This window comes from Caballeronia sp. LZ033 (assembly GCF_031451265.1).
In the GTDB taxonomy this organism is placed as follows: Bacteria; Pseudomonadota; Gammaproteobacteria; order Burkholderiales; family Burkholderiaceae; genus Caballeronia.
Genome location: NZ_JARUXQ010000003.1, coordinates 806,128 through 830,711 on the forward strand (window position 1 = coordinate 806,128; position 24,584 = coordinate 830,711).

The 24,584-nt window shown below is 63.9% G+C and carries 26 protein-coding genes; 13 read left to right on the top strand and 13 right to left on the bottom strand.

What is annotated here, in order from left to right; translation table 11 throughout:
* The first annotated feature begins 25 nt into the window (after positions 1 to 25).
* The 4 genes from QCE62_RS24865 (at position 26) to QCE62_RS24880 (ending at position 3,359) form a co-directional block, all read left to right on the top strand.
* Positions 26 to 766: a class I SAM-dependent methyltransferase gene (locus QCE62_RS24865; RefSeq protein ID WP_309924229.1), complete on the top strand. Its 741-nt coding sequence runs from the start codon at positions 26 to 28 to the stop codon at positions 764 to 766.
* A gap of 105 nt (positions 767 to 871) precedes the next feature.
* Positions 872 to 2,080 (top strand): beta-ketoacyl-[acyl-carrier-protein] synthase family protein, encoded by a 1,209-nt coding sequence (locus tag QCE62_RS24870; RefSeq protein WP_309925287.1) that lies wholly within the window; start codon positions 872 to 874, stop codon positions 2,078 to 2,080.
* Positions 2,077 to 2,877, top strand: coding sequence for a beta-ketoacyl synthase chain length factor (locus QCE62_RS24875; RefSeq protein WP_309924230.1), 801 nt, complete (start codon positions 2,077 to 2,079; stop codon positions 2,875 to 2,877). The genes QCE62_RS24870 and QCE62_RS24875 overlap by 4 nt, the downstream gene beginning before the upstream one ends.
* Positions 2,871 to 3,359 carry a hotdog family protein gene (locus tag QCE62_RS24880; RefSeq protein WP_309924232.1) on the top strand — a complete coding sequence of 163 codons (489 nt, stop codon included), beginning with the start codon at positions 2,871 to 2,873 and terminating at the stop codon, positions 3,357 to 3,359. Before QCE62_RS24875 ends, QCE62_RS24880 begins: the two co-directional genes overlap by 7 nt.
* Here QCE62_RS24880 and QCE62_RS24885 read toward each other — a convergent pair.
* The 3 genes from QCE62_RS24885 to QCE62_RS24895 form a co-directional block, all read right to left on the bottom strand.
* A complete protein-coding gene (locus QCE62_RS24885; protein WP_309924234.1) occupies positions 3,317 to 4,087 on the bottom strand; it encodes a class I SAM-dependent methyltransferase in 771 nt (256 codons plus the stop codon). The genes QCE62_RS24880 and QCE62_RS24885 overlap by 43 nt on opposite strands.
* 1,168 nt (positions 4,088 to 5,255) lie before the next feature.
* Positions 5,256 to 5,993: a hypothetical protein gene (locus QCE62_RS24890; protein WP_309924236.1), complete on the bottom strand. Its 738-nt coding sequence runs from the start codon at positions 5,991 to 5,993 to the stop codon at positions 5,256 to 5,258.
* Positions 5,994 to 6,209: 216 nt separating this feature from the next.
* The gene (locus QCE62_RS24895; protein WP_309924238.1) at positions 6,210 to 6,791 is read right to left on the bottom strand and encodes a flavin reductase family protein; all 582 of its coding nucleotides are present in this window, start codon (positions 6,789 to 6,791) and stop codon (positions 6,210 to 6,212) included.
* A gap of 179 nt (positions 6,792 to 6,970) precedes the next feature.
* Here QCE62_RS24895 and QCE62_RS24900 point away from each other — a divergent pair, with 179 nt between their 5' ends.
* From QCE62_RS24900 to QCE62_RS24910, 3 genes are all read left to right on the top strand, one after another.
* Positions 6,971 to 7,723, top strand: a complete 753-nt coding sequence (locus tag QCE62_RS24900; protein ID WP_409017907.1) for a PadR family transcriptional regulator — start codon at positions 6,971 to 6,973, stop codon at positions 7,721 to 7,723.
* A 40-nt stretch (positions 7,724 to 7,763) separates the two neighbouring features.
* Positions 7,764 to 8,594 carry a siderophore-interacting protein gene (locus QCE62_RS24905; RefSeq protein ID WP_309924241.1) on the top strand — a complete coding sequence of 277 codons (831 nt, stop codon included), beginning with the start codon at positions 7,764 to 7,766 and terminating at the stop codon, positions 8,592 to 8,594.
* A gap of 83 nt (positions 8,595 to 8,677) precedes the next feature.
* Positions 8,678 to 10,414, top strand: a complete 1,737-nt coding sequence (locus tag QCE62_RS24910) for an IlvD/Edd family dehydratase (RefSeq protein WP_309924242.1) — start codon at positions 8,678 to 8,680, stop codon at positions 10,412 to 10,414.
* Here QCE62_RS24910 and QCE62_RS24915 read toward each other — a convergent pair whose 3' ends face one another.
* The 6 genes from QCE62_RS24915 to QCE62_RS24940 form a co-directional block, all read right to left on the bottom strand.
* Complete coding sequence (locus QCE62_RS24915) at positions 10,415 to 11,191, bottom strand: ABC transporter permease subunit (RefSeq protein ID WP_309924244.1); 777 nt, start codon at positions 11,189 to 11,191, stop codon at positions 10,415 to 10,417.
* Complete coding sequence (locus tag QCE62_RS24920; protein ID WP_309924246.1) at positions 11,188 to 11,946, bottom strand: ABC transporter permease subunit; 759 nt, start codon at positions 11,944 to 11,946, stop codon at positions 11,188 to 11,190. The genes QCE62_RS24915 and QCE62_RS24920 overlap by 4 nt, the downstream gene beginning before the upstream one ends.
* A complete protein-coding gene (locus QCE62_RS24925; protein ID WP_309924248.1) occupies positions 11,943 to 12,803 on the bottom strand; it encodes an ABC transporter ATP-binding protein in 861 nt (286 codons plus the stop codon). The genes QCE62_RS24920 and QCE62_RS24925 overlap by 4 nt, the downstream gene beginning before the upstream one ends.
* 7 nt (positions 12,804 to 12,810) lie before the next feature.
* Entirely contained in the window at positions 12,811 to 13,806 is a 996-nt protein-coding gene (locus tag QCE62_RS24930; protein WP_309924250.1) for an ABC transporter substrate-binding protein, read from the bottom strand.
* 188 nt (positions 13,807 to 13,994) lie between these two features.
* Complete coding sequence (locus QCE62_RS24935; protein ID WP_309924252.1) at positions 13,995 to 14,744, bottom strand: GntR family transcriptional regulator; 750 nt, start codon at positions 14,742 to 14,744, stop codon at positions 13,995 to 13,997.
* Positions 14,745 to 14,814: 70 nt separating this feature from the next.
* A complete protein-coding gene (locus QCE62_RS24940) occupies positions 14,815 to 15,690 on the bottom strand; it encodes a LysR family transcriptional regulator (protein WP_309924254.1) in 876 nt (291 codons plus the stop codon).
* A gap of 500 nt (positions 15,691 to 16,190) precedes the next feature.
* Here QCE62_RS24940 and QCE62_RS24945 point away from each other — a divergent pair, with 500 nt between their 5' ends.
* Positions 16,191 to 16,772 carry a GntR family transcriptional regulator gene (locus QCE62_RS24945; protein ID WP_309924256.1) on the top strand — a complete coding sequence of 194 codons (582 nt, stop codon included), beginning with the start codon at positions 16,191 to 16,193 and terminating at the stop codon, positions 16,770 to 16,772.
* Complete coding sequence (locus QCE62_RS24950) at positions 16,756 to 16,887, top strand: hypothetical protein (protein ID WP_309924258.1); 132 nt, start codon at positions 16,756 to 16,758, stop codon at positions 16,885 to 16,887. Before QCE62_RS24945 ends, QCE62_RS24950 begins: the two co-directional genes overlap by 17 nt.
* Before the next feature lie 13 nt (positions 16,888 to 16,900).
* Here the strand turns inward: QCE62_RS24950 and QCE62_RS24955 are convergent, their stop codons facing one another.
* The gene (locus QCE62_RS24955; RefSeq protein ID WP_309924260.1) at positions 16,901 to 17,365 is read right to left on the bottom strand and encodes a universal stress protein; all 465 of its coding nucleotides are present in this window, start codon (positions 17,363 to 17,365) and stop codon (positions 16,901 to 16,903) included.
* Between the two features lie 177 nt (positions 17,366 to 17,542).
* Between QCE62_RS24955 and QCE62_RS24960 the strand changes: the two genes are divergently transcribed.
* Both QCE62_RS24960 and QCE62_RS24965 read left to right on the top strand, forming a co-directional pair.
* Positions 17,543 to 18,811: a LysR family transcriptional regulator gene (locus QCE62_RS24960; RefSeq protein ID WP_309924262.1), complete on the top strand. Its 1,269-nt coding sequence runs from the start codon at positions 17,543 to 17,545 to the stop codon at positions 18,809 to 18,811.
* Positions 18,812 to 18,941: 130 nt separating this feature from the next.
* The gene (locus QCE62_RS24965; RefSeq protein ID WP_309924264.1) at positions 18,942 to 19,610 is read left to right on the top strand and encodes an O-methyltransferase; all 669 of its coding nucleotides are present in this window, start codon (positions 18,942 to 18,944) and stop codon (positions 19,608 to 19,610) included.
* Positions 19,611 to 19,661: 51 nt separating this feature from the next.
* On the opposite strand, the gene QCE62_RS24970 is transcribed toward QCE62_RS24965, so the two are convergent.
* Both QCE62_RS24970 and QCE62_RS24975 read right to left on the bottom strand, forming a co-directional pair.
* Entirely contained in the window at positions 19,662 to 21,236 is a 1,575-nt protein-coding gene (locus QCE62_RS24970) for a SulP family inorganic anion transporter (RefSeq protein ID WP_309924265.1), read from the bottom strand.
* An 82-nt stretch (positions 21,237 to 21,318) separates the two neighbouring features.
* A complete protein-coding gene (locus QCE62_RS24975; RefSeq protein WP_309924267.1) occupies positions 21,319 to 21,966 on the bottom strand; it encodes a carbonic anhydrase in 648 nt (215 codons plus the stop codon).
* Positions 21,967 to 22,243: 277 nt separating this feature from the next.
* Here QCE62_RS24975 and QCE62_RS24980 point away from each other — a divergent pair, with 277 nt between their 5' ends.
* Both QCE62_RS24980 and QCE62_RS24985 read left to right on the top strand, forming a co-directional pair.
* The gene (locus tag QCE62_RS24980; RefSeq protein ID WP_309925291.1) at positions 22,244 to 23,065 is read left to right on the top strand and encodes an alpha/beta hydrolase; all 822 of its coding nucleotides are present in this window, start codon (positions 22,244 to 22,246) and stop codon (positions 23,063 to 23,065) included.
* Positions 23,066 to 23,142: 77 nt separating this feature from the next.
* Positions 23,143 to 23,553, top strand: coding sequence for a hypothetical protein (locus tag QCE62_RS24985; protein WP_309924269.1), 411 nt, complete (start codon positions 23,143 to 23,145; stop codon positions 23,551 to 23,553).
* A gap of 24 nt (positions 23,554 to 23,577) precedes the next feature.
* On the opposite strand, the gene QCE62_RS24990 is transcribed toward QCE62_RS24985, so the two are convergent.
* Positions 23,578 to 24,333: a FadR/GntR family transcriptional regulator gene (locus QCE62_RS24990; RefSeq protein WP_309924270.1), complete on the bottom strand. Its 756-nt coding sequence runs from the start codon at positions 24,331 to 24,333 to the stop codon at positions 23,578 to 23,580.
* Between the last annotated feature and the right edge of the window lie 251 nt (positions 24,334 to 24,584).

Below are 24,584 nucleotides of genomic sequence, written 5' to 3' on the forward strand. Positions count from 1 at the left end.
GGGCCCATCGTTCATCAGGTCCCGCATGGTCCCGGCCGAGCTCATCGAGACAGCCCGTCGTCCTTTCCGCGCCGCAGGGCGCTTTGCGTGGCATTTCGCGGCCGCCAAGCTGCGGCACGATCCCTTCTTCTCCCATCTGCTCGCGCACGGCCTGATTCCGGACGGCGCGCGCATCCTCGATCTCGGCAGCGGTCAGGGGCTGCTGGCCGCCTGGCTGATGGCCGCGCATGCCTGGCATCGCGATGGCGCGCCCGGCACATGGCCCGGGCATTGGCCCGCGCCGCCGCTGCTGGGCTCGCTGCATGGCATCGAACTGACGCCGCGCGATATCGAGCGCGCGCGCATCGGCTTGCGGGCGCATCGGGCGCGCGTGCAGTTCGTCTGCGACGACATTCGCGCCGCGCCGTTTCCGCAAGCGGACGTGATTGTCGCGTGCGACGTGCTGCATTACGTCGATGCCGACGCCCAGGAATCGGTCCTGCGCCGCATCCGCACGAGTCTGGCGCCGGACGGCGTGCTGCTGCTGCGCGTCAGCGACGCGGCAGCGGGCTGGCGAGCGGGCCTCGACCGGGCCGTCGATTTCGGCATGCAGATTGCGCGCTCCGGCCGCGCGAACGGTCTGACCTGCCGCAGCGAGGCGCAATGGCTGGCCTTGCTCGACGCGCTCGGCTTCAACGTGACGACCCGTCCGATGGGCGACGGCGCGCATGAGGCAAATCGGCTGATGATCGCCCGCCTTGGGCGCATCGGCCGCCTCGGTCGCTGAGCCCCTGAGCCCCTGAGCCCCTGAGCCCCTGAGCCCCTGAGCCCCGCCCGGCGCGCGACAGAGCGTTTGTTACAATTCATCGAATATCGAATGCCTGAGCCCGTAGTGAACCCTTTTCTGCTGACGCACTTCACCGCCACGAGTTGCGCGGGACGCGGCCTCGACGCGACGCGCGCCGCGCTCGTCGAAGGACGCGGCGGACTCGCCCCATGCGACTTCGACGGGGCCGATCTCAAGACCTATACAGGCAGGGTTGCCGGCATCGAGGACGAACCCGTCCGCGCCGATCTTTCCGCCTTCGACTGCCGCAACAACCGGCTCGCGCAGATCGCGCTGACCCAGGACGGTTTCGACGCGCGCGTGCGGGACGCCATTGCGCGGGTGGGCGCGGCGCGCGTCGGCGTGTTCATGGGCACGAGCACGGCGGGCATCCTCGAAACCGAGCTTGCCTATCAGCGCCGCGATCCGCTCACCGGCGCACTGCCCGCCGACTTCAACTACGCCGCCACCCACAATCCGTTTTCCCTCGCCGCCTTCGTGCGCGTGTATTTCGGCGTGCGCGGGCCGGCGGTGTCGGTGTCGTCGGCGTGTTCGTCGGGGGCGAAGGTGTTCGGCTCGGCGCGCCGCATGCTCGATACCGGCCTGATCGACGTGGCCGTGGTGGGCGGCGTCGATACGCTGTGTCTCACCACGCTCTACGGCTTCAATTCGCTCGAACTGCTCGCGCCGGGACCGTGCAGGCCGTTCGATCTGCATCGCAACGGCATCAACATCGGCGAAGCGGCGGCCTTCGGGCTGCTGGAACGCGATACGCCCGAGGCCGACGCCCAGGCCATTCGCTTCCTGGGTATCGGGGAAACGAGCGATGCGCATCATATGTCGTCGCCGCATCCGGAAGGTCTCGGCGCGCGCATGGCGATGGAACAGGCGCTGGCGAGCGCCGGACTCGATGCACGCGACATCGGCTATGTGAACCTGCACGGCACCGCGACGCCGAGCAACGACGCCGCCGAAAGCCTCGCGCTGAACAGCGTCTTCGACAGCGTGCCGTGCAGTTCCACCAAGGGCGCGACGGGGCATACGCTCGGCGCGGCGGGGGCACTCGAAGCCGTCATTGCGGCGCTGGCGCTGCAACACCAGATGATCCCGGCGGGCGCGAATACGACCGAACCGGACCCGGCGCTCGGCCTCGATTACGTCACGGCGACGCGCCGCGCACCGTTGCGCGCGGTGCTGTCCAACTCGTTCGGGTTTGGGGGCACCAATTGCAGCCTGGTGTTCGGGCTGGGCGCGCGCGAAGGGGGATCGGCATGATTCCGCTGCGCGCGTATATCGAAGGGATCGGAGTGATCGGGCCGGGGCTTGCGGACTGGCCGCAGGCTGCGGAGGTGCTGACGCAGCGCGCCGCGCTGCATGCCGCCCGGACCGTGTTGCCCGCGCCGGCCGGACTGCCGTCCGCCGAGCGTCGGAGGACGGGTCCGGTAGTGCGCGCCGCGCTCGCCGCCGCGCATGAAGCGGTGGCGCAGAGCGGCCGCGACGCCGCGACGCTCGCGGCCGTGTTCGCGGCATCCGGCGGCGATGGCGGCAACTTCCACGCGATCTGCGAAACCCTCGCGAGCGACGAGCCGCAACTCTCGCCGACCCGTTTTCACAACTCGGTGCACAACGCGCCGGCCGGCTACTGGAGCATCGCGACGCGCGCGATGGCGGCGTCGAACGTGCTGTGCGCGTATGACGGCAGCTTCGCAGCGGGGCTGCTGGAGAGCCTGGCGCAGGTGAGCGTCGATGGCGCTCCAACCCTGCTCGTCGCCTACGACACGGACTATCCGGAACCCTTGCGCAGCGTGCGTCCGATCGACGATGCCTTTGGCGTGGCGCTCGTGCTCGCGCCGCAGAAGAGCGAGCGCTCGCTCGCGTGCATCGAGGCGCGGCTGTGCGCGACGCCTGTCTCCGCGCTCGATGATGCCGCGCTGGAAGCGCTGCGCGTGTCGAATCCGGCGGCGCGGGCGTTGCCTTTGCTCGAAGCAATCGCCGCCTCGCGCACAGCGAGCGTGGTGCTCGATTATCTCGACGACACGCAGCTTGCCGTGGAAGTTGAATCGGTATGTTGAGCGCGGCCCGGACGTTGAATCGCGATGAAATCGCCGCGCGCATTCCGCACGACGGCGCGATGTGCCTGCTGGAATCCGTCGTGGCGTGGAATGCGGAACGCATCCGCTGTACCGCGACGAGCCATCTTGCCGCCGATAACCCGTTGCGCTTCAAGGACCGGCTCGCGTCGGTGTGCGGCATCGAATACGCGGCGCAAGCCATGGCGACGCACGGTGGGCTGATCGGCACGGAACGTGGGCAGCGTCCGCGCGCCGGTCTGCTGACGAGCGTGCGCGGCGTGGACCTGTTCGTTGATCGGCTCGACGGGCTGGATGGGCCGCTCGATATCGAGGCCGAGCGTATCGGCGGGGATGAGAACACGGTGCTGTATCGCTTCAGCGTGCAATGCGCCGGGCGGCTGCTGCTGAGCGGCCGCGCTGCTGTGATTCTCGATGCGGGTCAGTCGGCAGGTTGTGCTGCGCCGGGTTTGACTGCGCAGTAGGCTGAGAAGATGCCGAGTTCCACCTCGCGGCGCACTTCGATGAAACCGGCGCTCCTGATTGCCGCCAGCACGGTCGCAGGCGGCACGCAGGCTTCGATGCTGTCCCAGTAATAGCGCATCAGCTCGACGCTTTCCCCCTTCTTCCCCACGACACGCGCAATCAACGGCACCACGCCGCGCATGTAAAACTTCAGTGCTGCGAGACCCAGGCCATGTTCGGGGCGCGTGATTTCCAGCACGCACAAACGGCCGCCGGGCGCCAGCACGCGGAAGTATTCATCGAACACACGGGTCAGGTCGCCGACGTGGCGCAGCGCAAAGCCCATGCTCAGGAAGTCGTATGAGACGTCATCGCAGGGCAGCTGCTCGGCACTGCCGATACGCGTCTCGACGCCAACCGGCAACTGCGCCTGTCCGACCATGCCCGGGCTCGGATCGACTCCGGTGACGAGCGCCGCGTCGCCGGTGATCGCGACGGCCTCCTTCGTGACGAGACCGGTGCCCATGCCGACATCGAGCACGCGCATGCCCCGCTTGAGGCCCGCCGAGCGCAGCGCCCGATTGCGATACCACGGGCCGGAACCCAACGCCATCGCGCGTTCGATGGCGTCGTAGTCGCTCGCGGTGCGGTCGAACATGCCGCGCAGCCAGGTGCGTCGGTTGGATTCGTCGGGGTAGTAGGCGGTCAGGGGTTCGTGCGGGACCTCGGGGCGGGAGGGTTCACGCATGGTGGTTGGGGGTTGGTGGGGTGTTCGTCGAATGACGAGCATTCGGTTGCAGCGATTGGGTCATGAGAATCATGAAGGGAAATCCGCTGGAAGGGTTGACAACGGAGTATCGCGGGTGGAGGGGCTGGAGTAAATGGGTGGTTGGGGTTGGGGCATGCATGCAGCGTTCGTTCGGTCAGCGCTGCTGGATTCCAGACTACCCCTGTCTCTTATGAATGAATTGAAGATCTTTTGATGAGGATTCTCCATTTTCAATAAAAATGAATTGCAGCTCCTTATTAGAGAAATACGATGGGCTATGCAGTCCATCTTCTCTTGACATCGAATACTGGAGATATTCTTGAGAGCTAGCGAAAAACCCTCGTCTCTCCTTCCTTTGTTCGAAAAGGACAACGGTGTTTCCGTAGCTATTTTCCAGGAGAAATTGCGAATTCACCCGTTCGACCGGATGACTGACCCGCGTCCACAGGGGTCCGCAGGTGGAAGTATCCAAAGCGCAGTATTACGGCGGGGAAGGAAAGAAGCGCAGATATGCCTCTATCGCCCGGGCCTCATTGGACTGTGTTTCCCTTAGCGCCTGCGACGCCAGAAAATACATCCATCTTTGAAATCCGCTTCGATTCAAGTTCACATTCGTCGACGGCCAGTGCGCTGCGAAGTAGTGAAGGAACTCTGGCCGGAGTATAGAGTTCGGGTCGCTCTGGAATCTGCCAGCGGTTTTTCGATTCAGGCGCTTGCGATGCCGCATTCAAAACTCAGAAATTCATTTGGCATTGAGCATGCAAAAGGCTTGATGCAAGGGCGCTTCTAACAGGGAAGCTGGCACTCCACTCCGCCTCGACGGCGCGCCACATTACCTCGATCTCCAGTGCAGCATGTCGCCGCGGTAGTCACCACTGCAGCCAGCACTGCATTCATCGACGCCACCGTCGACCAATCCCGTGCAGCAACGCCGCCGTGCCGGCACGGCGTGCGCGACGCAATCCGACGCCGATGGGTCCTTCCTGACTGGTCAGCCGCCCTTGCTCAAGAGCGCGACGGACAACGCGCCCAGCACCTTGCATCATGCAATCCCGCACGCAGAACGCGAAATACTCTTTGGCATTCGGTATGCAAAAGGCTTAATACCGAGTCCCATCCGAAGCAAATGGAAGCGATTCGCAGTGCGTCAATCAGCCGCGACCGCAGCATGTTGTACTGTCCTTGCACTTCCGCCGACGGCCGCCGCAGCAAAGCCCGGATCCATCGTCCCAGAACTCACCACCGATCGATCAGCTGCAGGCGCCGGCAACGCCAGCGTCATCGCACGCTGTGCGCGCCGCATCGAGTTGCGGACACGCCGCTCCGGCCGGCTCAGCATTCCGCCGCCCACGAGCGCCACGAATGAAGCCACCAACGGAACCGCGAGCAGCATCGTCGCGAACTTGAACAACCCGAGCCGCAGCGGACTGCGCGCCGCCCATGCCGACCAGCCGGTTGCAAAAACAACATAGGCAAGGCCGGCGGGCGCGCCGGCAAGCTCGGGCGCACCCACCCACTGCGCGAAGGGCAAAGGAAAAACGAGTACGAAAAGCGCGACGCTCGCGAGGGCATGCACCAGCAGCGCCCGCCGACGTCTTGCCAGACCGCTCAACGACCAGAACGCCAGCACCAGCACGAACGGCGGACACGCGGCTACGACGATCGCCAGCGTCAGATAGACCAGCACGCCTGCCAGCAGATTGCGCGAGTAACCCGCCGACGACGCATACCACACCAGATACGCCGCCGCGGCCGCCCCCACGCAGGCGAAGTACGCCACCATGCCGCTCTGCCCGTCGGGCGCGACGACGAGTCTCAGCAACAGCAGGCTCGTGAAGGCGATGAGATAAACCAGAAAACGCAAGACCGAAAAACGTTGCTGCATGCCACACCCCAGTTCCCCTGACGGCTTCGCGGTCCTGGTCCGGCTGATGTGCCGGGGAGACCGTCTGCGTCCGTCTGTCGCCTGCGTCCGCGTTCGGATGACGGATCGCGAGGCTCAAGATGTCGCCGCCAATGGCCAATGAGGCGTTCGCGATCGACTTTTATTTATCGACTGAGGAATGGGAAATCTTTAGTGCGCAATAAAACGCACCGGCAGTCAGCGCGGCAGCGTCCTGGCCTTTTTCATCGCGGACGCACTCACGAAATTTCCCGCGCCGAGATGGTGCAGCGTATGCAGCGGCTCGTTGGACTCGTCGAGGTGCCAGTGGCCCTCCGAGAACACGACAGGGTCCGCGGCCGCCGCGACGACTTCCGCGAAACACGTGTCGTACGCGTCCTCGGTGTGCTTCTCGTCGATGAGCCTGCACTCGAGCCACGCCGCACAGTTCTTCTCGATCAGCGGCAGCCCGAGCACCGGACCTTCCACCGTTTCGATGCCGAAGGTATCGAACTTGTCGAGTTCGCGTCCGTCCGTCGTGCCGACCGCGTAGGTCATGTCCATCGCGGCCGCGCCCGGCACGATCACGCCGAATATCCCGCTCGCAGCGGCGAGTTCGCGTGTGAACGTGCGCTTGTCGATGACGATGGCAATGCGCGGCGGCGTGAATTCCACCGGCATCGACCAGGCAGCGGCCATCACGTTGCGACGGCCGCCGTGTGCGCTCGTGACGAGCACCGTCGGACCATGATTGATGAGGCGGCTCGCGTGTTCCAGCTTGACGGGAAGAAAGTGGCTCATGGGGTTTCTAAAAAAAGTGGAACGATTTGCGTGGAAAAAAAGCGGAACAGATGACGTGATTTTAGGCGGCGACCGGCGCACACGCCCTGGATCCGCTCGAAGCCGATAATTCAGCTTGACAGACACTCTTACGATATATATCTTTAGATATGTTTTACGACATATCTGGAGCGTACCTCATGAAATCCCGTTGCTTTCAACATGCACGTGAAGTCGGCTTCCGTGCATCTGGTTTCGATTTCCCCTTCGATGCACCCGAGTGGTTCGAACGGTTTGCCATCGAGCGCCGCGGCATGATCGGGCGCCATGGCCGTGGCGGCGGACGCTTCGGCGGCGGCCCTGGCGGTCCCGGAGGCATGGGTCGGATGGGCGGCATGGGCGGCATGGGCGGGTTCGGCGAAGACGGCATGCCGCGCGGCCGCAAGTTCTCGTCCGACGACCTGCAATTGCTTCTCCTCGCCATGCTGGCCGAGGCGCCGCGTCACGGCTACGAACTCATCAAGGCACTGGAAGACCGTTCGAACGGCTTCTACGCGCCCAGTCCCGGCATGGTGTATCCGGCGCTCACGTATCTGGAAGAACTGGGCCACACCACCGTCGAACTGGAAGGCAACCGCAAGCGTTACGCGCTGTCCGAGACCGGCCGCGAGTACCTCGCGGCGAATCGCGAACGCGTGGACATCATGCTCGCGAAGCTCACGCATTTCGCACGCAAGATGGATCTCGTGCGCCGCGCCTACATGGGCGAGGACGTCGAGGACCCGAGCGGCGACACCGGCTGGGTGCCCGAGCTGATCGCCGCGCGGCGCGCGCTGAAGAAGGCCATGCTGCTGCGCACGAACGCATCGGCGGACGAACAGCGCCGCATTGCCGCGATCCTCGCCCGCGCCACGGCCGAGATCGAACAGAACCCCGCGCCCAAGCAGGCGTAACCAGGACGCAAGAAAAAACGGAAAAAAGGAAACGCATACGATGATCGATTCCATCCTCCAACACCGGCCCGACCTCGAAGTCACCCGCGTCCGTCACCCGCTCAGGTTTCGCCTGGTGCGAGTGCAGCGCGTGCAGACGCTGAACCCTTTCCTCGTGCGCGTGACCTTCAGCGGCGACGATCTCGCTGACTTCGTCAGCGCCTCCTTCGACGATCACGTCAAGCTGTTCTTCCCGGCGCCGGGCGAGTCCATGCCCGCGCTGCCGCAATCGAGCCCGGACGGTCCGGTCTTCGATCCGTCGAAGCCCCGTCCCGTCGCGCGCGACTTCACGCCGCGCCGTTTCGACCCGGCCGCCCGTGAACTCGACATCGAGTTCGCGCTGCATGAAGCCGGTCCCGCCACCGACTGGGCGTCGCAAGCCGCGCCAGGTCAGTATCTCGGCATCGGCGGGCCGCGCGGGTCGTTCGTGATTCCAGTGCAGTTCGACTGGCATCTGCTGATCGGCGACGAAACCGCCTTGCCTGCGATCGCCCGACGCGTCGAAGAGCTGCCTGCCGGCACGCGCGTGGCTACCTTGATCGAGGTGGCCGAGCCATCCGCGCGCATTGAATTCGACACCCATGCCGACCTCTACGCGCAATGGCGTTATAGAAACGAAAGCGAGCATCCCGGCGGCGCGCTGTTGCTCGCCTTGAGGGAGACCTACATGCCCGAGGGCGAAGGCTATGTATGGGCCGCTGGCGAAGCGACGCTGATGCGCGCAGTGCGCCAGTTGCTGACCACCGAGCGCGGCATCGACAAGCGGCGCATCCGCGCGTCCGCCTACTGGAAGCGCGGCGAGCAAGGCGTGCATGGCAGCATCGAGGACTGAGCACACGCGGTCCGCTTTCATGGCGCGGACAGCCGGACCCAAAGCCGCGATAATCGCGTCATGGAGACAACCGGCAACCAGACATGACCGACGACACCAGCAATAAGCCACGCGGCCTGCGCAAATCGCTGACGAGCTATGGAGACAACGGCTTTTCGCTCTTTCTGCGCAAGGCCTTCATCAAGGGCGCGGGCTATACCGACAGCGCGCTCGACCGCCCGGTCATCGGCATCGTCAACACCGGCAGCGCGTACAACCCCTGTCACGGCAACGCGCCGCAGCTGATCGAAGCGGTCAAGCGCGGCGTGATGCTGGCAGGCGGCCTGCCGATGGACTTCCCCACCATCTCCATCGCCGAATCGTTCTCGCAACCGACGAGCATGTATCTGCGCAACCTGATGTCGATCGACACGGAAGAGATGATCCGCGCGCAGCCCATGGACGCCGTGGTGCTGATCGGCGGTTGCGACAAGACCGTGCCCGCGCAGTTGATGGGCGCGGCATCGGCGGGCATTCCTTCCATTCAACTGATCACCGGCTCGATGCTCACCGGCGCGCATCGCGGCGAACGCGTCGGCGCATGCACCGATTGCCGGCGCTACTGGGGCCGCTTTCGCGCTGAAGAAATCAATGCCGATGAAATCGCCGCGGTCAACAACCAGCTCGTCGCGAGCGTGGGCACCTGCTCCGTGATGGGCACCGCGAGCACCATGGCATGCATCGCCGAGGCGCTCGGCATGACGGTGCCCGGCGGCGCATCGCCGCCGGCGGTGACATCGGACCGCATGCGCATCGCCGAACTCACAGGCACCCAAGCCGTGAAGATGGCGCACGAGCAGCTCACCATCGACAAGATCCTCACCGCCGAGGCCTTGGAGAACGCCATGCGCGTGCTGCTCGCGATCGGCGGGTCGACGAACGGCATCGTGCATCTGACGGCCATCGCGGGACGCATGGGCTATGAAGTCGATCTGAAGGCCCTCGACCGCATGGGGCGCGAGACGCCCGTGCTCGTCGACCTCAAGCCTTCCGGCGCGCATTACATGGAAGACTTTCACAAGGCCGGCGGCATGGCGAGCTTGCTGCGCGAGCTCAAGCCGCTGCTGAACCTCGACGCCCTCACCGTGACGGGACGCACGCTCGGCGAGGAGATCGACGCGGCGGGCCCGGCGTTCGCGCAGGACGTCGTGCGCCCATTCGACAGGCCGGTCTATCCCCAAGGCGGCATCGCCGTGCTCGAAGGCAATCTCGCGCCGGGCGGCGCGATCATCAAGCAATCGGCGGCCGACGCACGGCTGATGGAACACGAAGGCCGCGCGGTCGTATTCGAGAACGGCGCGGACCTCGCGGCGCGTATCGATGCGGACGACCTCGACGTCACGCCGGACGACATTCTCGTGCTGAAGAACATCGGGCCCAAGGGCGCGCCGGGCATGCCGGAAGCCGGCTATATCCCGATCCCGCGCAAGCTCGCGGTGAAGGGCACGAAGGACATCGTGCGCATCTCGGATGGCCGCATGAGCGGCACTGCGTTCGGCACCATCGTGTTGCACGTGACGCCGGAGTCCGCCATCGGTGGACCGCTTGCGCATGTACGCAATGGCGATCGTATTCGTCTGAGCGTATCGAAACGGGAATTGAGCCTGCTGATCAGCGATGAAGAACTGGCGGCGCGCGCGCAGGCATCGCCCGTGACGGAACCGAGCGCGGATCGCGGCTATCGCAAACTCTTCTACGACACGGTGACGCAGGCAGACAAGGGCGTCGACTTCGACTTTCTGCGCGCGGCACGCATGCGCGGCGTGACGCCGCGCGGCTGATCAGTCTTCATGCGTGAGATGTCGCTGCCACGCCAGGAACAGCATGTTCACCAGCGTCGCGAACACGAACAGCATCAGCGCGAGCGCCATGATCGTGCTGGTCTCGTTGCGGTTCATCGCGATCATCAGCAGGCGGCCGATGCCGCTCTGCGATGCGAACATCTCGCCGATCAGCGTGCCGAGCAAGGTCAGCGAGAAGCCGATGCGCAGGCCTGCGACCACCTCGGGCACGCACGCGGGCAACAGCACGAAGCGCGCGAAATCGCCGGGACTCATGCGATAGGTTCGCGCCGCCCGCGCGTAAATGGGCGGCATGTTGCGCACGGCATTCATCGTGAATAATGCAATCGGCACGATGCCATGCATCACGCCGAATACGATCTTGGCCCATAGCCCAAGGCCACACGCCAGCAGCACCACCGGGTATAGCGTCACCTTCGGGATCGAATAGAAGCCCATCATCAGCGGCTCCATCACATCTCCGGCGAGGCGTCGCGCCCCCAGCAGCAAGCCGATGCCGACGCCCGCCACAGCGGATATCGCAAACGCCGATGCGAATGCGAGCGACGTCACATAGAGACTCTGCGGGAAGTCCACATCGCTCACGATATGCACGGCGCGCTGCACGGTATGCAAAGGCGTCGTCAGCACATCGGGGCCGAGCCATTCGCTCAGGATCTGCCACAACGCGACGAGCACGACGATCAGCACGAGCGCATCCGTCCAGCGTCGCGCGGCGCGCGGCTTCGCGACAGCGGAGGCAAGCGCCGTACTCATGCCGCCTCCCTGCGGATACGCCGGTACAGCCGCTTCTCGGCTTGCCGCAGCAAGCCGTTGATCGTCGTGACGAAGACCAGCATCAGCACCATGAGGCCATACATGACGGCGTTGTCGAACGCGTTGTAGGCGAACGCGATCTGATAGCCGAACCCCGAACCCGACAACACGAATTCGCCGGCCACGACCGCAATGAACGCATACACCACGGTCAGCTTGATGCCGGTGAAGACGAACGGCAGGCTGGCGGGCAGCGTAATCAGGCGAATCTCGTCGAGGGTGCTCAGGCGGCATACGCGCGCGGTGCGCAACAGAACACGCGGTACGCGCTCGAGACCGTTGAGCGTGTTGACGGCCATCGCGACCACCGCGAACAGGAAGCCGATGCCCACCAGCGGCCAGCGATTGAGCCCGAAGATCACGATCAGGATCGGATACAGCACGAACACGGGCACCGCGTAGTACGAGAGCAGCAAAGGGTCGAGCACCCGGCGCAGGCGCGGCAGCCTGAACAGCACCACCCCGCCGATGAAGCCCGCAATCACCGCGAGCACCACGGCCAGCAGGGCGCTGCTGAGCGTCTGCACGATATCGAGCGTGAACTGCCCCGACGTAAGGATCTGCCACGCGCTGAGCGCCATGCGCGAAGGCGGAATGAACGATACCGGGTTGATCCAGGCGAGACGCGTCGCCACTTCGAGCAGGGCGAGCAGCGCGACGACCAGCCCGATGCGCCAGCGCGCCGCTTCGTTCATGGCCGGCTCCCGAGCGCCTTCAATGCCTCGTCGCGCAGCAGGCCCCACACTTGCGCGGTCAGCTCGCCGAAGCGCGGATCAAGCGCGATGGTGCTGTCGCGCATACGCGACCAGCCGGTCTCGATGGTCGCAATGAAGCGCCCCGGACACGCCGACATCACGCCGATGCGATCCGAGAGCAGCACCGCTTCATCGATCGAATGCGTGATCAGCATCACGGTCGCGCCGGTATCGCGCCATAGCTTGAGGGTTTCGTCGCCCATCAGGAGGCGGGTCTGCTGATCGAGCGCGCCGAACGGTTCGTCGAGCAGCATGAGACGCGGCCGGACCACCATGGCCCGCGCAATGCACACGCGCTGCCGCATGCCGCCCGACAATTGCGCGGGATAGGCGCGCGCAAACGACGCCAGGCCCATGAACGAAAGCGCGTGCTGCACGCGTTCGCGCACTTCGTTTTCCGGAACGCCGGCGCGACGCGCGGCGAACGCGGCGTTATCGAATACATTGAGCCACGGGAAGCTCGCGTCTTCCTGGAACACGACCGCCACGCCGTCGGGCACCTGTCGTCCCACCGGCTGCCCCTCGAACTCGACCGTGCCGCCGCTCGCCGGATTCAGGCCCGCGAGCACGTCGAGCAACGTGGACTTGCCGCAACCCGAAGGACCGACGACAGAGAAGAATTCCCCCGCGCGCAATTCGAGGCTCACCGGTCCGAGCGCATGAAAAGGCGGCTTGCCCGCGGCGCCGGGATAGATGCGCGTGACGTCCGTCAGGCGCGCCTGGATGCGCTGCTCGCCGGACGCGGCGGGCTCGCTCGACACCACCGATATCTTCGTGCGACGGGGCAGCACGCTCATTGCTGACTCACTTCGCCGCGCGCAAGTCGGCGGGCAACTGCGATTCGTCGATGATCTTCGTCCAGTCGAACGCACCATCGGGGATGGCCTTGACGAGAATCAGGCCCTTGAGCACTTCGTCCATGCTCTTGCGATCGAAGCCGCCTTCGCTCCAGTATTTCGGATCGGCATCGAGCACGTTATTGATCGCCGAGGCCGCGACGCCCGGGTCCATCTTGTACTGCTTCGCGAGAATCTGCGCGGACTCCTCGCGATGCGCGCCAATGTACTGCACGGCCTTGCGGCGCGCCTTGATGATGCCGCGTATCACTTCCGGATGCTGCTTCAGGTAGTCCGTGCGCACGATGCCGACGGTCTGCGTTTCGTTGGGCACGATATCGCTCGAACGGAACGCGATGCGCAACTGATCCTTCTTCGCGCTATAAGACGGCTCGGTCATGTAGGCCACGTCTACGGCGCCCTGCTGCAGCGACGTCAACATGCCGCTCGAACTGCCGACCGGCTTGCGCTGCACCTGCCCCGTCAGACCGGCACGATCCAGCGCGATGGTGACGATGGTATCGGTCGTGGACTTCGGACTGCTGTAGCCGATGGTCTTGCCCTTCATCTGCTGGATGTTGGTGATCGTGCCGTTCTTCTGTTCGACCCACACGAGATCCGCGAGGCTTTGCACGCCGCCATGCACGATGGTCAGGTCGACGCCCTGCTTGACCGCCGAAATAGCCGCAGGCAGCGCGACTTCGCCATAGGGAATCTCCGACGCCATGGCATTGCGCACTGTCGTGCCGCCGCCTTCGGAGGTGATGAAACCCGTGACATCGACGCCTTCTTCCTTGAAGAAACCCTTGTCCATGGCCACCGCGAAGGGCACGCCGTACATGCCGTCGCCCCAGTGCGTGACGGTGAGCGGCGCGGCCTGAACACGAGCGGTCCCTGCTATGAGTGCAGCGGCCGCCATGAAGGAAAACAGACCGGCTCTCCCAAGCTTCCCAAGGGCAAACATGTAGGCGTCTCCGTGCATGAACGGCGGCTTCGTCCGTCGTGCGCGAAGTCGCGCACAGGCGGCCGCCTTTTGATTCTGGACACAGTTATCGCGGATAACCGTGCACGTTAATGTATGCATTAAATTCGTGAAAGTCCAGTTTGATGCAGGGCGTAGATACCCTTGTCTGGCACGCGCCAGACGATGTATCAGGCCTGCTGAATGCCGTATTGCTGCAGCACGGCGGTTTGATCACGCCAGCCCCGTTCGCGATGAGCGCGGTAGAGCGCACTCGCCTTCGCTGCATCGCCGCAGCGCAATGCTTCGATGATCGCGCGATGTTCCTCGATCGACTTGGCAGGCTGCGGATGCGGTCGGACTCGCTGCGTGAAGCGCCTGACGCGATGCACCTGGTCACGGCAATTCATCACGATGCTACGCAGCCGCGCATTGCCGCTGAGCGCCACGAGGCTTTCGTGGAAGACCTCGTCCGCTTCGGCCCAGGTCAGCATGTCGCCGGCTTCGAGTGCGCGGACCATCGTGTCGCAGGCATCGACGAGCGGCGTGAGATCGACGTCGGGCTGCGCGGCGACGAGCCCCGCGGCCGTCGATTCGAGGCTGATCAAGACCTGATAGATGTGTCGGATGTCGGAGATCGACGTGGGAACGATGCGAATGCCGTGACGCGGCACGATCTGCACGAGTCCCTCTCCCTGGAGTCTCAACGCGGCCTCGCGGATGGGCGTGCGGCTGAAGCCCAGCATCAGGCCCAGTTCCTGTTCGAGCAGATAGGACCCCGGCGTGAGTTCGCTTTCGATGATGCGGCGACGCAGTTCGCCGTAAGCGAGATCCGCTGTGTTGAGCCGGGCGGGCTTGGCGGTGGCGACGGGATGATCGTTCGAGATGACCTTCACGCGCCTTGCTGGATGCGGCGCGACCGTGCTGCGCGATGCGGCCATGCTGGACTCCCTGAAGGAAACTTCGCGTTGAGCCGATGGTACTGCATCGGAACCTTCATCATCCAACCCATCAGGCGCGCGCAAGATGGGCGACCAGTTTCCTGCACGCCTCGGGCAAGGCATCGGGGGAGCGTATGGCGATCAACAGTTCGCGCATCGCCCAGGTATCCGTGAGCGGAACGAAGCCCAGCCCGTGCTGCCGCGCCACCGCTTCCGGCATGACGCCGAAACCAAGCCCCGCTTCGATCATCAGGCACTGGGCGTCGTAGCTCGACACCTGCATCCGCACCCGCACCGAGCGCCCTATTTCGTTGGACGCCCGCGTGAGACTCAGCGTGATGGCGGCGTCGACGGGCAGCGTGATGAACTCGTGTTCGAGCACGTCGGCAAAGGCCGTCGCTTGCCGCTGCAGCAGCGCGTGTCCGGGCGGCGCGACGAGTACAAGGTGATCCTCGCGATAAGGCATCGTATGGATCGCATGACCATGCGGAAGGGACGTGAAGATACCGATATCAGCCGCATTGCCAGCTACCGCGCGCACTACGTGCACGCTCGGCTTCTCGTCGAGTTCGATGCGCACATGGGGATGGAGCACCGCGAACGACTGGAGATCGCGCGGCAGGAACTGCACGATCGACGAGACATTCGCCACGATGCGCACGACGCCGCTCGTGCCGCCCGAGTACTCGCGCATCTGCACGACGATGTCGTCGATCTGATGCAGTGCGCGATGCGCGAGCGTCCTGAGCCGCTCGCCCGCTTCGGTGGCTACGACACCCTTGTTCGTGCGGCGCAACAAGCGCACGCCGATGGAAGACTCGATCTCGCTGATGCGACGGCTGACGGCGGCGGCTGCAATGTGTTCGCGTTGCGCAGCGGCGGCGATCGTGCCGGCATCGACCACGGCAAGGAAGAGTCTCAGCGAGAGCGGATCGAGCGTCTGCATGAACGATGTCCTCGTTACGGCCAGCAGTTCGCGTCGTCTTTTTGGGGGCGCTGGCCATCGCATGCGGCGATGGCGGCATGACGAAGCGTTGCTTTGCCGTCATCGCCGCATCACGCAGAATGCGCGCAAACGTTACCGTCTGACGGAAAGACATGCAATAGGCATCTTTTGACGACTTTCTTTTTGCACGACACCACATCCTCATCACGCTCGGCCGCACATGGGCGGCAATCGGCCTCGGGGGCTTGGCGTTGCCGCAAGAAATCTGAGGTGCGATCGGCTTCTCTCCCGATCGCGCGGCCGCGCGCAAGTCCATTTCAGCCGCCCCTTCGGGGGCGGCTCTTTTTTGCCCGGAAAGCTCCGGCGCCGTACTGTTCAATGCATACATTAAACAATGCGGCGAGTTTCTTTTCTTATAATGAAGACAGCCTGTCGCCCGAAGGATCAGCGGGCCGACCTGTCCTCCGTGCATCGACGGCAACGTTATCGGAAAGCCCAGCATGGCTCCAGCCCGACCCGTTGAAGCAATCAGCAAGCCACGCGAGAAATCCACCGACACAGTCTATCTCGCGCTGCGTGAGCAGATCCTCAGCAACGCGCTGCGGCCCGGCACCCAAATGCTGGAACAGGAACTGGTGCAGTGGTTCGGGGTGAGCCGCACGCCGGTGCGCGAGGCGCTGATCCGCTTGCAGAATGAACGCCTCGTACAAATCATTCCGCGTCACGGCATGCGGGTGCGCAATGTGTCGCTGACGGACATCGAGGAAGTGTTCCAGGTGCAGACCAGTCTCGAAGCCACGGCCGCCGCTGCCGTCGCCGCGCGCAAGCCCGGCGTGAAGGAGTTCAGGCCGCTCGAAAAGGCCTGCACGGACATGGACCGCGCACTGGAGAAAGACGACCGCGATGCCTGGGCCGCGGCGCATGACGCGTTCTATGCGCGGCTCGTCGAACTGAGCGGCAATCCGCGTCTCAATGCAGATCGTCGGCGAATGCGTGGATCAGGTGCGCCGCGTGCGCGAACTCACGCTGCGGCTGATTGCGCCAGATGCGTCACAAGCACAGACCTTGCGCAAGGTAATTGAAGCCTTGCGCCAGAGCGATGCCGAAGCGGCACAGGCGCTGTGCCGCGACAATCGGCTGCTCAATCTTCAGACGCAGGTCGAAGCGCTTCAGCGCTACCGGATCCTCGACGTCTGAGCGGCTTCATGCGCTACGCGCATTGCAACGTGCGCGGGGTCGGGGCATACGCAATCAGCACGTTGCGGCCGGTCCGGCGGCGCACGATATTGCGCACATGATGCATGCCGATACCGCCGAACGACGACCTGCCCGCACCCAGCACGATGAGATCCACATCCAGCCGGTTCGCTTCGAGGGCGATCACGCCACCGATGCTATGGCCGTCCTCCGGTAGCCTGCGCGTTTCCCAGTCAGCCTTCATGCCCGCGTTCGCCAGCATCTTCTCGCAATGGCCGCGAATTGCCAGCGCGAGTTGATCGACGAGCTCGGGCATGTTGCAGAAAGTCTCCACTGACCACCCTGCCCACCACGGCGCGGATTCGATCACGTGCAGCAGCGTGATGCGGGCAGCGTTGCCGCGCGCGAGTTCGATGGCCTTCGACAAGGCGGCTTCGCTGAAGCCGGGGCCCACGGCGACGAGAATATGCGGGTACATGGCGTTGCCTCCGTTCGTTGTACGGCACTCTTTTCGAGTGACCGTCGTTGTTTGCATGAAGGCATGATGGCCGCGCAAAGTTAGGAAAGACTGAGCCTGACATTCCTCGCGATGCTTCTGATGCCGCGGCTCGCGATAAATTAAACTGATGGCATCATCCCCGCACGCCGCACGCTCATGGACTCTCGCGATCTTCTCAACCTTGCCTACCTGCGCGCGTTCCGCCTCGTGGCGGAGACCGGCAGCGCCACGCGCGCCGCCGCCGCGCTGTTCCGCGCGCAATCGGCGGTCACGCGTTCATTGCAGGAACTGGAGGCGGCCGTTGGCGAAACCTTGCTGGAACGCCGTCCATCAGGCATGTTGCCCACGCCCGCCGGACGCGCCGTGCTGCTGCGCTGCCAGCGCATCTTCGCGGAACTGGAGGAACTCGCGCAGTGGTGCGCGGCGCGGCAGTCGCGCCGCAGAACTGCGGCGGCCAGCACGCTGCCGGCGTTCCTGCTCAATACGCGCCGGCTGCAACTGTTCTCGGCGCTCGCGCGCCACCGGCACATGCCGAGCGCGGCGCAAACCCTTGGACTCAGTCAGCCCGCCGTCAGCAGCGCCATCCGCATCATGGAAACGGGTGCGGGCATGCAACTGTTCTATCGCAGCCCGCGCGGCCTCCTGTTGACCAGCGAAGGCGAGACCTTCGTGCTGCACGTGCGCCGCGCATTGAACGAACTGCGCCATATCCCCGACGATCTCGCCGCTCTGCGCGGCACCATTCAGGGCGTGGTGACGGTCGGCGCGCTGCCGCTCGGCCGTACGCTCATCTTGCCGGGCGCCATCGCCCGCGTGGCCGCACAGTATCCGGGCGTGCGCATCGTGACCGATGAAAGCGCGTACGAAACGCTCGTCGCGGGACTGCGCGCAGGCGAAATCGATTTCGTGCTCGGCGCGCTGCGTCCGAACGATGCATCGAGCGGACTGGTGAACGAGCGCTTCATGTCGGAGGATATCGTCGTGATTGCGCGCAGCGGGCATCCGCTTGCTCGCTCACGCGGCCTGGCGCTCGCCGATCTCACCACCGCTCAATGGATCCTGCCGCGCAACCAGGCCCCCGCGCGTGGCATGTTCGAAGCACAATTCAAACGCGGCAAACTCAAACCGCCGATGCCCACCGTCGAAACAGCGGACCTCGCCGTGATCCGCGGCTTGCTGCTGCATACCGACATGCTTGCGGCCGTATCGGCGCAACAACTGCATTACGAGCGCGAATCGGGACAACTGGCCGTGCTCGACATCGCGATGCAGAACACCCGGCGCGACATCGGACTCACGCTGCGCGCGGGCGGCTCACCCTCGCCGGCCGCGCGCGCGATGATCGACGCGCTGCGTCTCACCGTCGATCAACTGGGTCATGCCATGCGTCGCGATGCACAAGCTGCCGTGATGTCACGCGCATGACAAGCGCGAGGTGCAATCTGAATTATTTATCGGGGCAGCGGCTTTTGCGGTGCGTGCTTGCGGTGCTGTATGGTGACAGTCGCGCATGGCGTGAACCGCAGGACATCCCAGCGAATAAAGAGGAGTTGGCATGAACGAACAGCAGTGGATCGCAATGGACGAATACCTTTGCGAACGAACCCAGGCGCCGGATGAAGTGCTCGAAGCCGCGCTGCGCGACAGCGTGAACGCAGGATTGCCCGCCATCAACGTCGCGCCGAACCAGGGCAAGATGCTGCACATGCTTGCGAAGCTGCGCGGCGCACGACGCATCCTCGAACTCGGCACGCTGGGCGGCTACAGCACGATATGGCTCGCGCGCGCACTGCCTTCGGACGGCACGCTGCTGACACTGGAAGCCGTCGACGCGCATGCGCACGTCGCACGTGGCAACCTTGCGCGGGCGGGCTTGTCGAGCGTGGCATCGGTCATCGTCGGCGATGCGGTGCACACGCTGCGGTCCTTCGTGCGCGACGGCATCCCGCCGTTCGATTTCATCTTTCTCGATGCCGACAAGAAAAGTTATCCGGCTTATCTCGATCTTGTCCTGCTCCTCAGCCGCCCGGGAACGCTGATCGTCGCCGACAACGTGATTCGTCGCGGGCGGGTACTGGAAACCGGCAGCGATGACCCCGACGTGAATGGCGTGCGCACCTTCTTCGACATGCTCGCCACACATCCCCGCCTCGACTCCACGGCGATCCAGACAGTCGGAAGCAAGGGATGGGACGGCTTCTCGATGTCCATCGTGACTGAATGAAGTCATCAGGCACGCCTTGCGCGAGGTGCCGCGCAAGACGTGCAGCGAACGCTATTCCGATGCGGTACGCGGTCTTGCCGTGCCGAACCAGCGGTTCCGGACAGGCGTGAACGTTTCCTCCTCCACACGCGGCATGTTCCGGCATTCGACGTGCATGTTCCGCGCAGGCGCAGCGGCCACGAACTTGTCGATCTCCTCACGGACATCCGGATCGACATAGTCGGCTCGCGAAGCATCGAGAATCACAACGGCCCCGTCAGGGATCGCGGCGAGTCGGCGCTTCAGCGTCACCTTGCACAGAAACGACACGTCCTTGCGGAACGACAGCAGGTAATGGTCATCGTGCTGCGCCATCGTGATCGGGCGGCGCAGGTTGGCGCGCACGGCGAGGAACAGACTGCATGCAATGCCGATCACGATGCCGATCAACAGGTCGGTGAGCAGCACGCCCGCAATGGTCGCGATGAACGGTGCGAAACGTTCGAAGCCTTCCTTCGCGACGGACGCGAATAGCGACGGCTTGGCAAGCTTCAGTCCCGTGAAGATCAGAACGGCGGCGAGACATGACAGCGGAATCAGGTTGATCACACTCGTCAGGCCGAACACGCTCACGAGCAGCAACACGCCATGCACGAATGCAGACCAGCGGCTCTGTGCGCCCGCCGTCACGTTTGCCGAGCTGCGCACGATCACCGAAGTGATAGGCAGCGCGCCGATTGCGCCGGCCAGCATGTTGCCGATGCCCTGCGCCTTCAGTTCACGGTCCGGATTCGCGGTGCGCTTCTTTGGATCGATCTGCTCGACTGCTTCGAGGCTGAGCAACGTCTCGAGACTCGCGACGATCGCAAGCGTCACCGCAAGCCGCCACACGCCGGGATTGAGCAGTTGGGAGAAGTCCGGCAGTTCGAGCGCTTTCGTCAAGGCCGTGAACGATTCGAGCGAGGGCAATGCCACGCGATACTGCTCGGGCGGCGCGAAGCCCGGCGCAAAGCGGTCGATCAGCAGCGTAGCGCCCACGCCGAAGACGACCACAGCCAGGGGACCGGGCACCAGCCGCACGAGGGCGAAGCGGCGCAGCGCGGCCGTTTCCCACGCCGCGAGCATGCCGAGCGAAACGACCGCGATGACGCAGGCCGCGATCGATACATGTCCATAGGATGTGGACAGCAAGCCGTCACCGCCCGTGACGTGGACACCATCGTTCGCGAATCCCGCGGCCAGCGGAATCTGCTTGATGATCAACAGAAGGCCGATAGCCGCCAGCATGCCCTTGATGACCGACGAGGGCACATAAGCGGCGAAGCGTCCCGCCTTGAGCATACCGAAGCCGAACTGGATCACGCCCGACAACAATACGGCGAGCAGGAACGCGGAGAAGCTGCCCAGCCCCGCAATGCCACCGACGACGATCACGATCAACCCCGCCGCCGGGCCGCTGACGCTCAATTGCGAGCCGCTCAGCAAGGCAACGACGACGCCGCCGATGATGCCCGCCATCAAGCCGGCAATCGGCTCGACACCGGATGCATTGGCAATGCCGAGACATAATGGCAATGCCACGAGAAACACGACAATGCCCGCGAATAAATCGCGTGGAAGATTGGCTAAACGATTAGCTGCTTTCATGGTTCATTCCGTTTACGCGAGTGAATGCCTGCGAGCGTCGCTTTCGCGACATCGCATAAGAATCAACGGCTGAATTGAGTGCCTAGACTGTTTCAAGCAGAGCAGCGCTTACCTGATCGCTGCCTTGATGACCGGATTCGTTTTCATAACCTGAAGCCAGCACCTTGAGATGTCCGTCATGCAGGCCGAAGATCCACCCATGCACGAGCGGAGGGTTATCGCGTTCACGGATGATGGCGTGCTCGCGCAGCAGACGCACCTGTTCGAACACGCTCAGTTCGGCGAGCCGATTGGCGCGGGTTTCGAGGTCCGCAAAGGTGGCGAGATGGTCGCGATGCGTCTCGCCCAGTGCGCATAGCGGCGCGATGCGGCGATTGACATGCGGCAGGTCGTTCGACAACGGCAGCAGCGACGCACGCACGCCGCCACAGCCGTAATGGCCGCAGACGATGACGTGATCCACCTTCAGCACACGCACCGCATATTCGAGCACGCTCAACGTGTTGTCGTCGGATGGACAAAACAGATTGGCGATGTTGCGATGAACGAAGAGGTCCCCGGGATCCGCATTCGTCACGGTCTCGGCAGGCACGCGGCTGTCCGAGCAACCGATCCACAGCACGCGCGGGCTTTGACCTTGCGCCAGGCGCGGAAAGAAGTCCGCATCGGCATGCGCTGTTTCACGCGCCCAGGCAATGTTCTCCAGCAACATTCGTTTAGGTCGTTTCATCCACATTCTCCATAAGCGACATTCAAATAAATAGGGACAAGGTTTAACGTAGCGTGGCGCGCATTCTTACGAATGACTTTCGCAGAAAAAGTTCAGGCAAGTCCAGAGAAAAAAATCCAATGGACTGAGAAACCTGTTTTTTGTGTGTTGCTTGCGATTCAATAGCTTTATTCATTACCTTGCATGCACTGTTCCAATGCATGCTCGCAAGGGAGATTCGCATAACCGCCCGACGGTGTCTGTTAATCTTTGTGCTCTATCTTGCCGATCTTCCAATATGACATTTCAGACAGGCCAGTCTGTTTCTTTTGCCGATTTGAACGGCGGCGCATATCCCGTGCGGGTCGAATACGAATGGCTCAATGCCGAACGCGGCGATGCGCACATCGCCGTATTCCTGCATGAGGGACTGGGATCGGTCAGGTTATGGAAGCGTTGGCCACAAGTGTTGTGTGACCGGCTGCAATGTCGCGGGCTGGTCTTCTCGCGTCCGGGCTATGGGCGCTCGACTCCGCGCCGGCCCGGCGAAACCTGGCCGGTCAGCTTCCTGCATCATCAGGCGCAGGTCGTATTGCCCGCGTTGCTCGATGCGTTGCGCATCGATGCCCGGGAGCGCGCCCGCATGTGGCTCATCGGTCATAGCGACGGCGGCACGATCGCCCTGCTCCATGCCAGCGCATTCCCCGATGCTCTGGCGGGCGCCGCCATCATGGCGCCGCATGTGTTCGTGGAACCCATGACGGTGCAGGCGATCAGGGAAACGCGCGCGGTCTATGAGACCAGTGCGCTGCGCGACAGGCTAGGCGCCTATCACGATGACGTGGATTCGGCCTTTTACGGCTGGAACGACGCGTGGCTCAATCCCGAGTTCCTGCACTGGGACATCACCGCCGAGATCGCCGCGATAAGAAAGCCGCTGCTCGCCATTCAGGGACACGATGACGAATATGCATCGATGCTGCAACTCGACAGGATTCAGGAAGCCGTGCCGCACGCGCGGCTCGTCAAGCTGTCGCAATGCGGACATTCACCGCATCGCGATGCCGCCGATGCCGTGAACGAAGCGATCGCCGCCTGCATTGCGGAACATCGCGAATGACGCTGGCGTGAACGCACGCTGGACCGGCATGTGCTGCGGGCCGTGATAACGTCACCGTTATCCGCAGGGAGAACACCATGTTGCTGTCCGATGAAGAACTGGCGCGTTTGCAGGACGTCGCTCCTTTCCTGGCAAGCGAAGCACGCGGCGCACTGGAAGCCGAGGCGCCCTGTCAGGTGACCGCGGAACTGGCGTCGCACCTGCAGCCCGGCTTGCGCATACGAGCACCGGGTTCGCCGACGACCGATGCCGACCCCGATGCGCCGCCTTACCCAATCGATCTGTTCGTAGGCTTGCCGTTGAGCGAACTGCGTGCGCTCTCGCATGCCGATGAAGCCACACGCAATGACGCCCTTGCACGTTTCGGCGCGGGCTTCTCGCCACGCCTGCTGCGCGCCATTGCGAAGATGGCGCCGCACGAAATTGATCTCGATGCAGGTGTGCAGAACGAAGCCGGCACGCTCTCCGTGATGCTTGACGAGGCGTAGCACGCAGGCTCCAGGCAAAGCGGCTCAGCTCGCCTCCTGGCCCTTCCCCGAAGCCTCATGCGCGCGACGCAGACGCTCCCGGCTGTTCGACAGGTGCATGCGCATTGCGGCGCGCGCGGCTTCGGGATCGCGACGCTCGATGGCGTCGAAGATATCTTCGTGCTCGCGATTCACGCGATCTAGATAGCTGCCGGGATCGTGATGAGCGAGCGCCGCGGAGTTGACCCGCGTGCGCGGAATGATGGTGTTGCCAAGCTGGCTCAGGATGCTGTGGAAGTACCGGTTGCCGGTGGCCTTCGCGAGTTCGAGGTGGAAGGCGACATCGGCGGTGACCGCACTGCTCTCGCCCGCTTCGATCAGGCGTTCGAACTCGTCGAGCGCGCGGCGCATCTGCGCCAGATTCTCGTCCGTGCGGCGCATTGCGGCGAGCCCGGCCGCCTCGGCTTCGAGGCTGATACGCAGTTCGAGAATCGCCATCACGTCGCGTACGGTGAGGTCGCCCGCAGCTTCGATCTGGAAGCGGTCGTGATCGGTTGCCTCCAGCACGAAGGTGCCGATGCCATGCCGCGTCTGTACGAGACGCGCGGCCTGCAGGCGCGAGATCGATTCACGCACGACCGTGCGGCTGACGCCGAGCTGCGCCATGATTTCCGATTCCGTCGGCAGCTTGTCGCCGGGCTGAAGTGCACCGCTGCGAATGCGCTCCGACAACTCGGCGACAACCTCCTCGGTCAGGTTGCGGGAGCGGCGCAGCGCGCCGGACGACAGTGCTTGGGACATGGGAGGACCGGTCTTGAATAGGCTCGATCGCCCATTATAGGGCGCAAGTCAGCTTGTACGATGACTGATCGTTCACGCGGTTTTTTGTATGCATCATGCAGCATGCCAAAGCTGAAACCGCCATGCCGCTGCGACGAACTGCCCCGAAAAAACCTTGCGTTTCAATCGATTAGGGCCGCATCAAACCGTTGATAATCGGTCCTTTGCGGCGTAAAGTTCATGTACCGCATGAAGTGAACGCGCCTGGCACC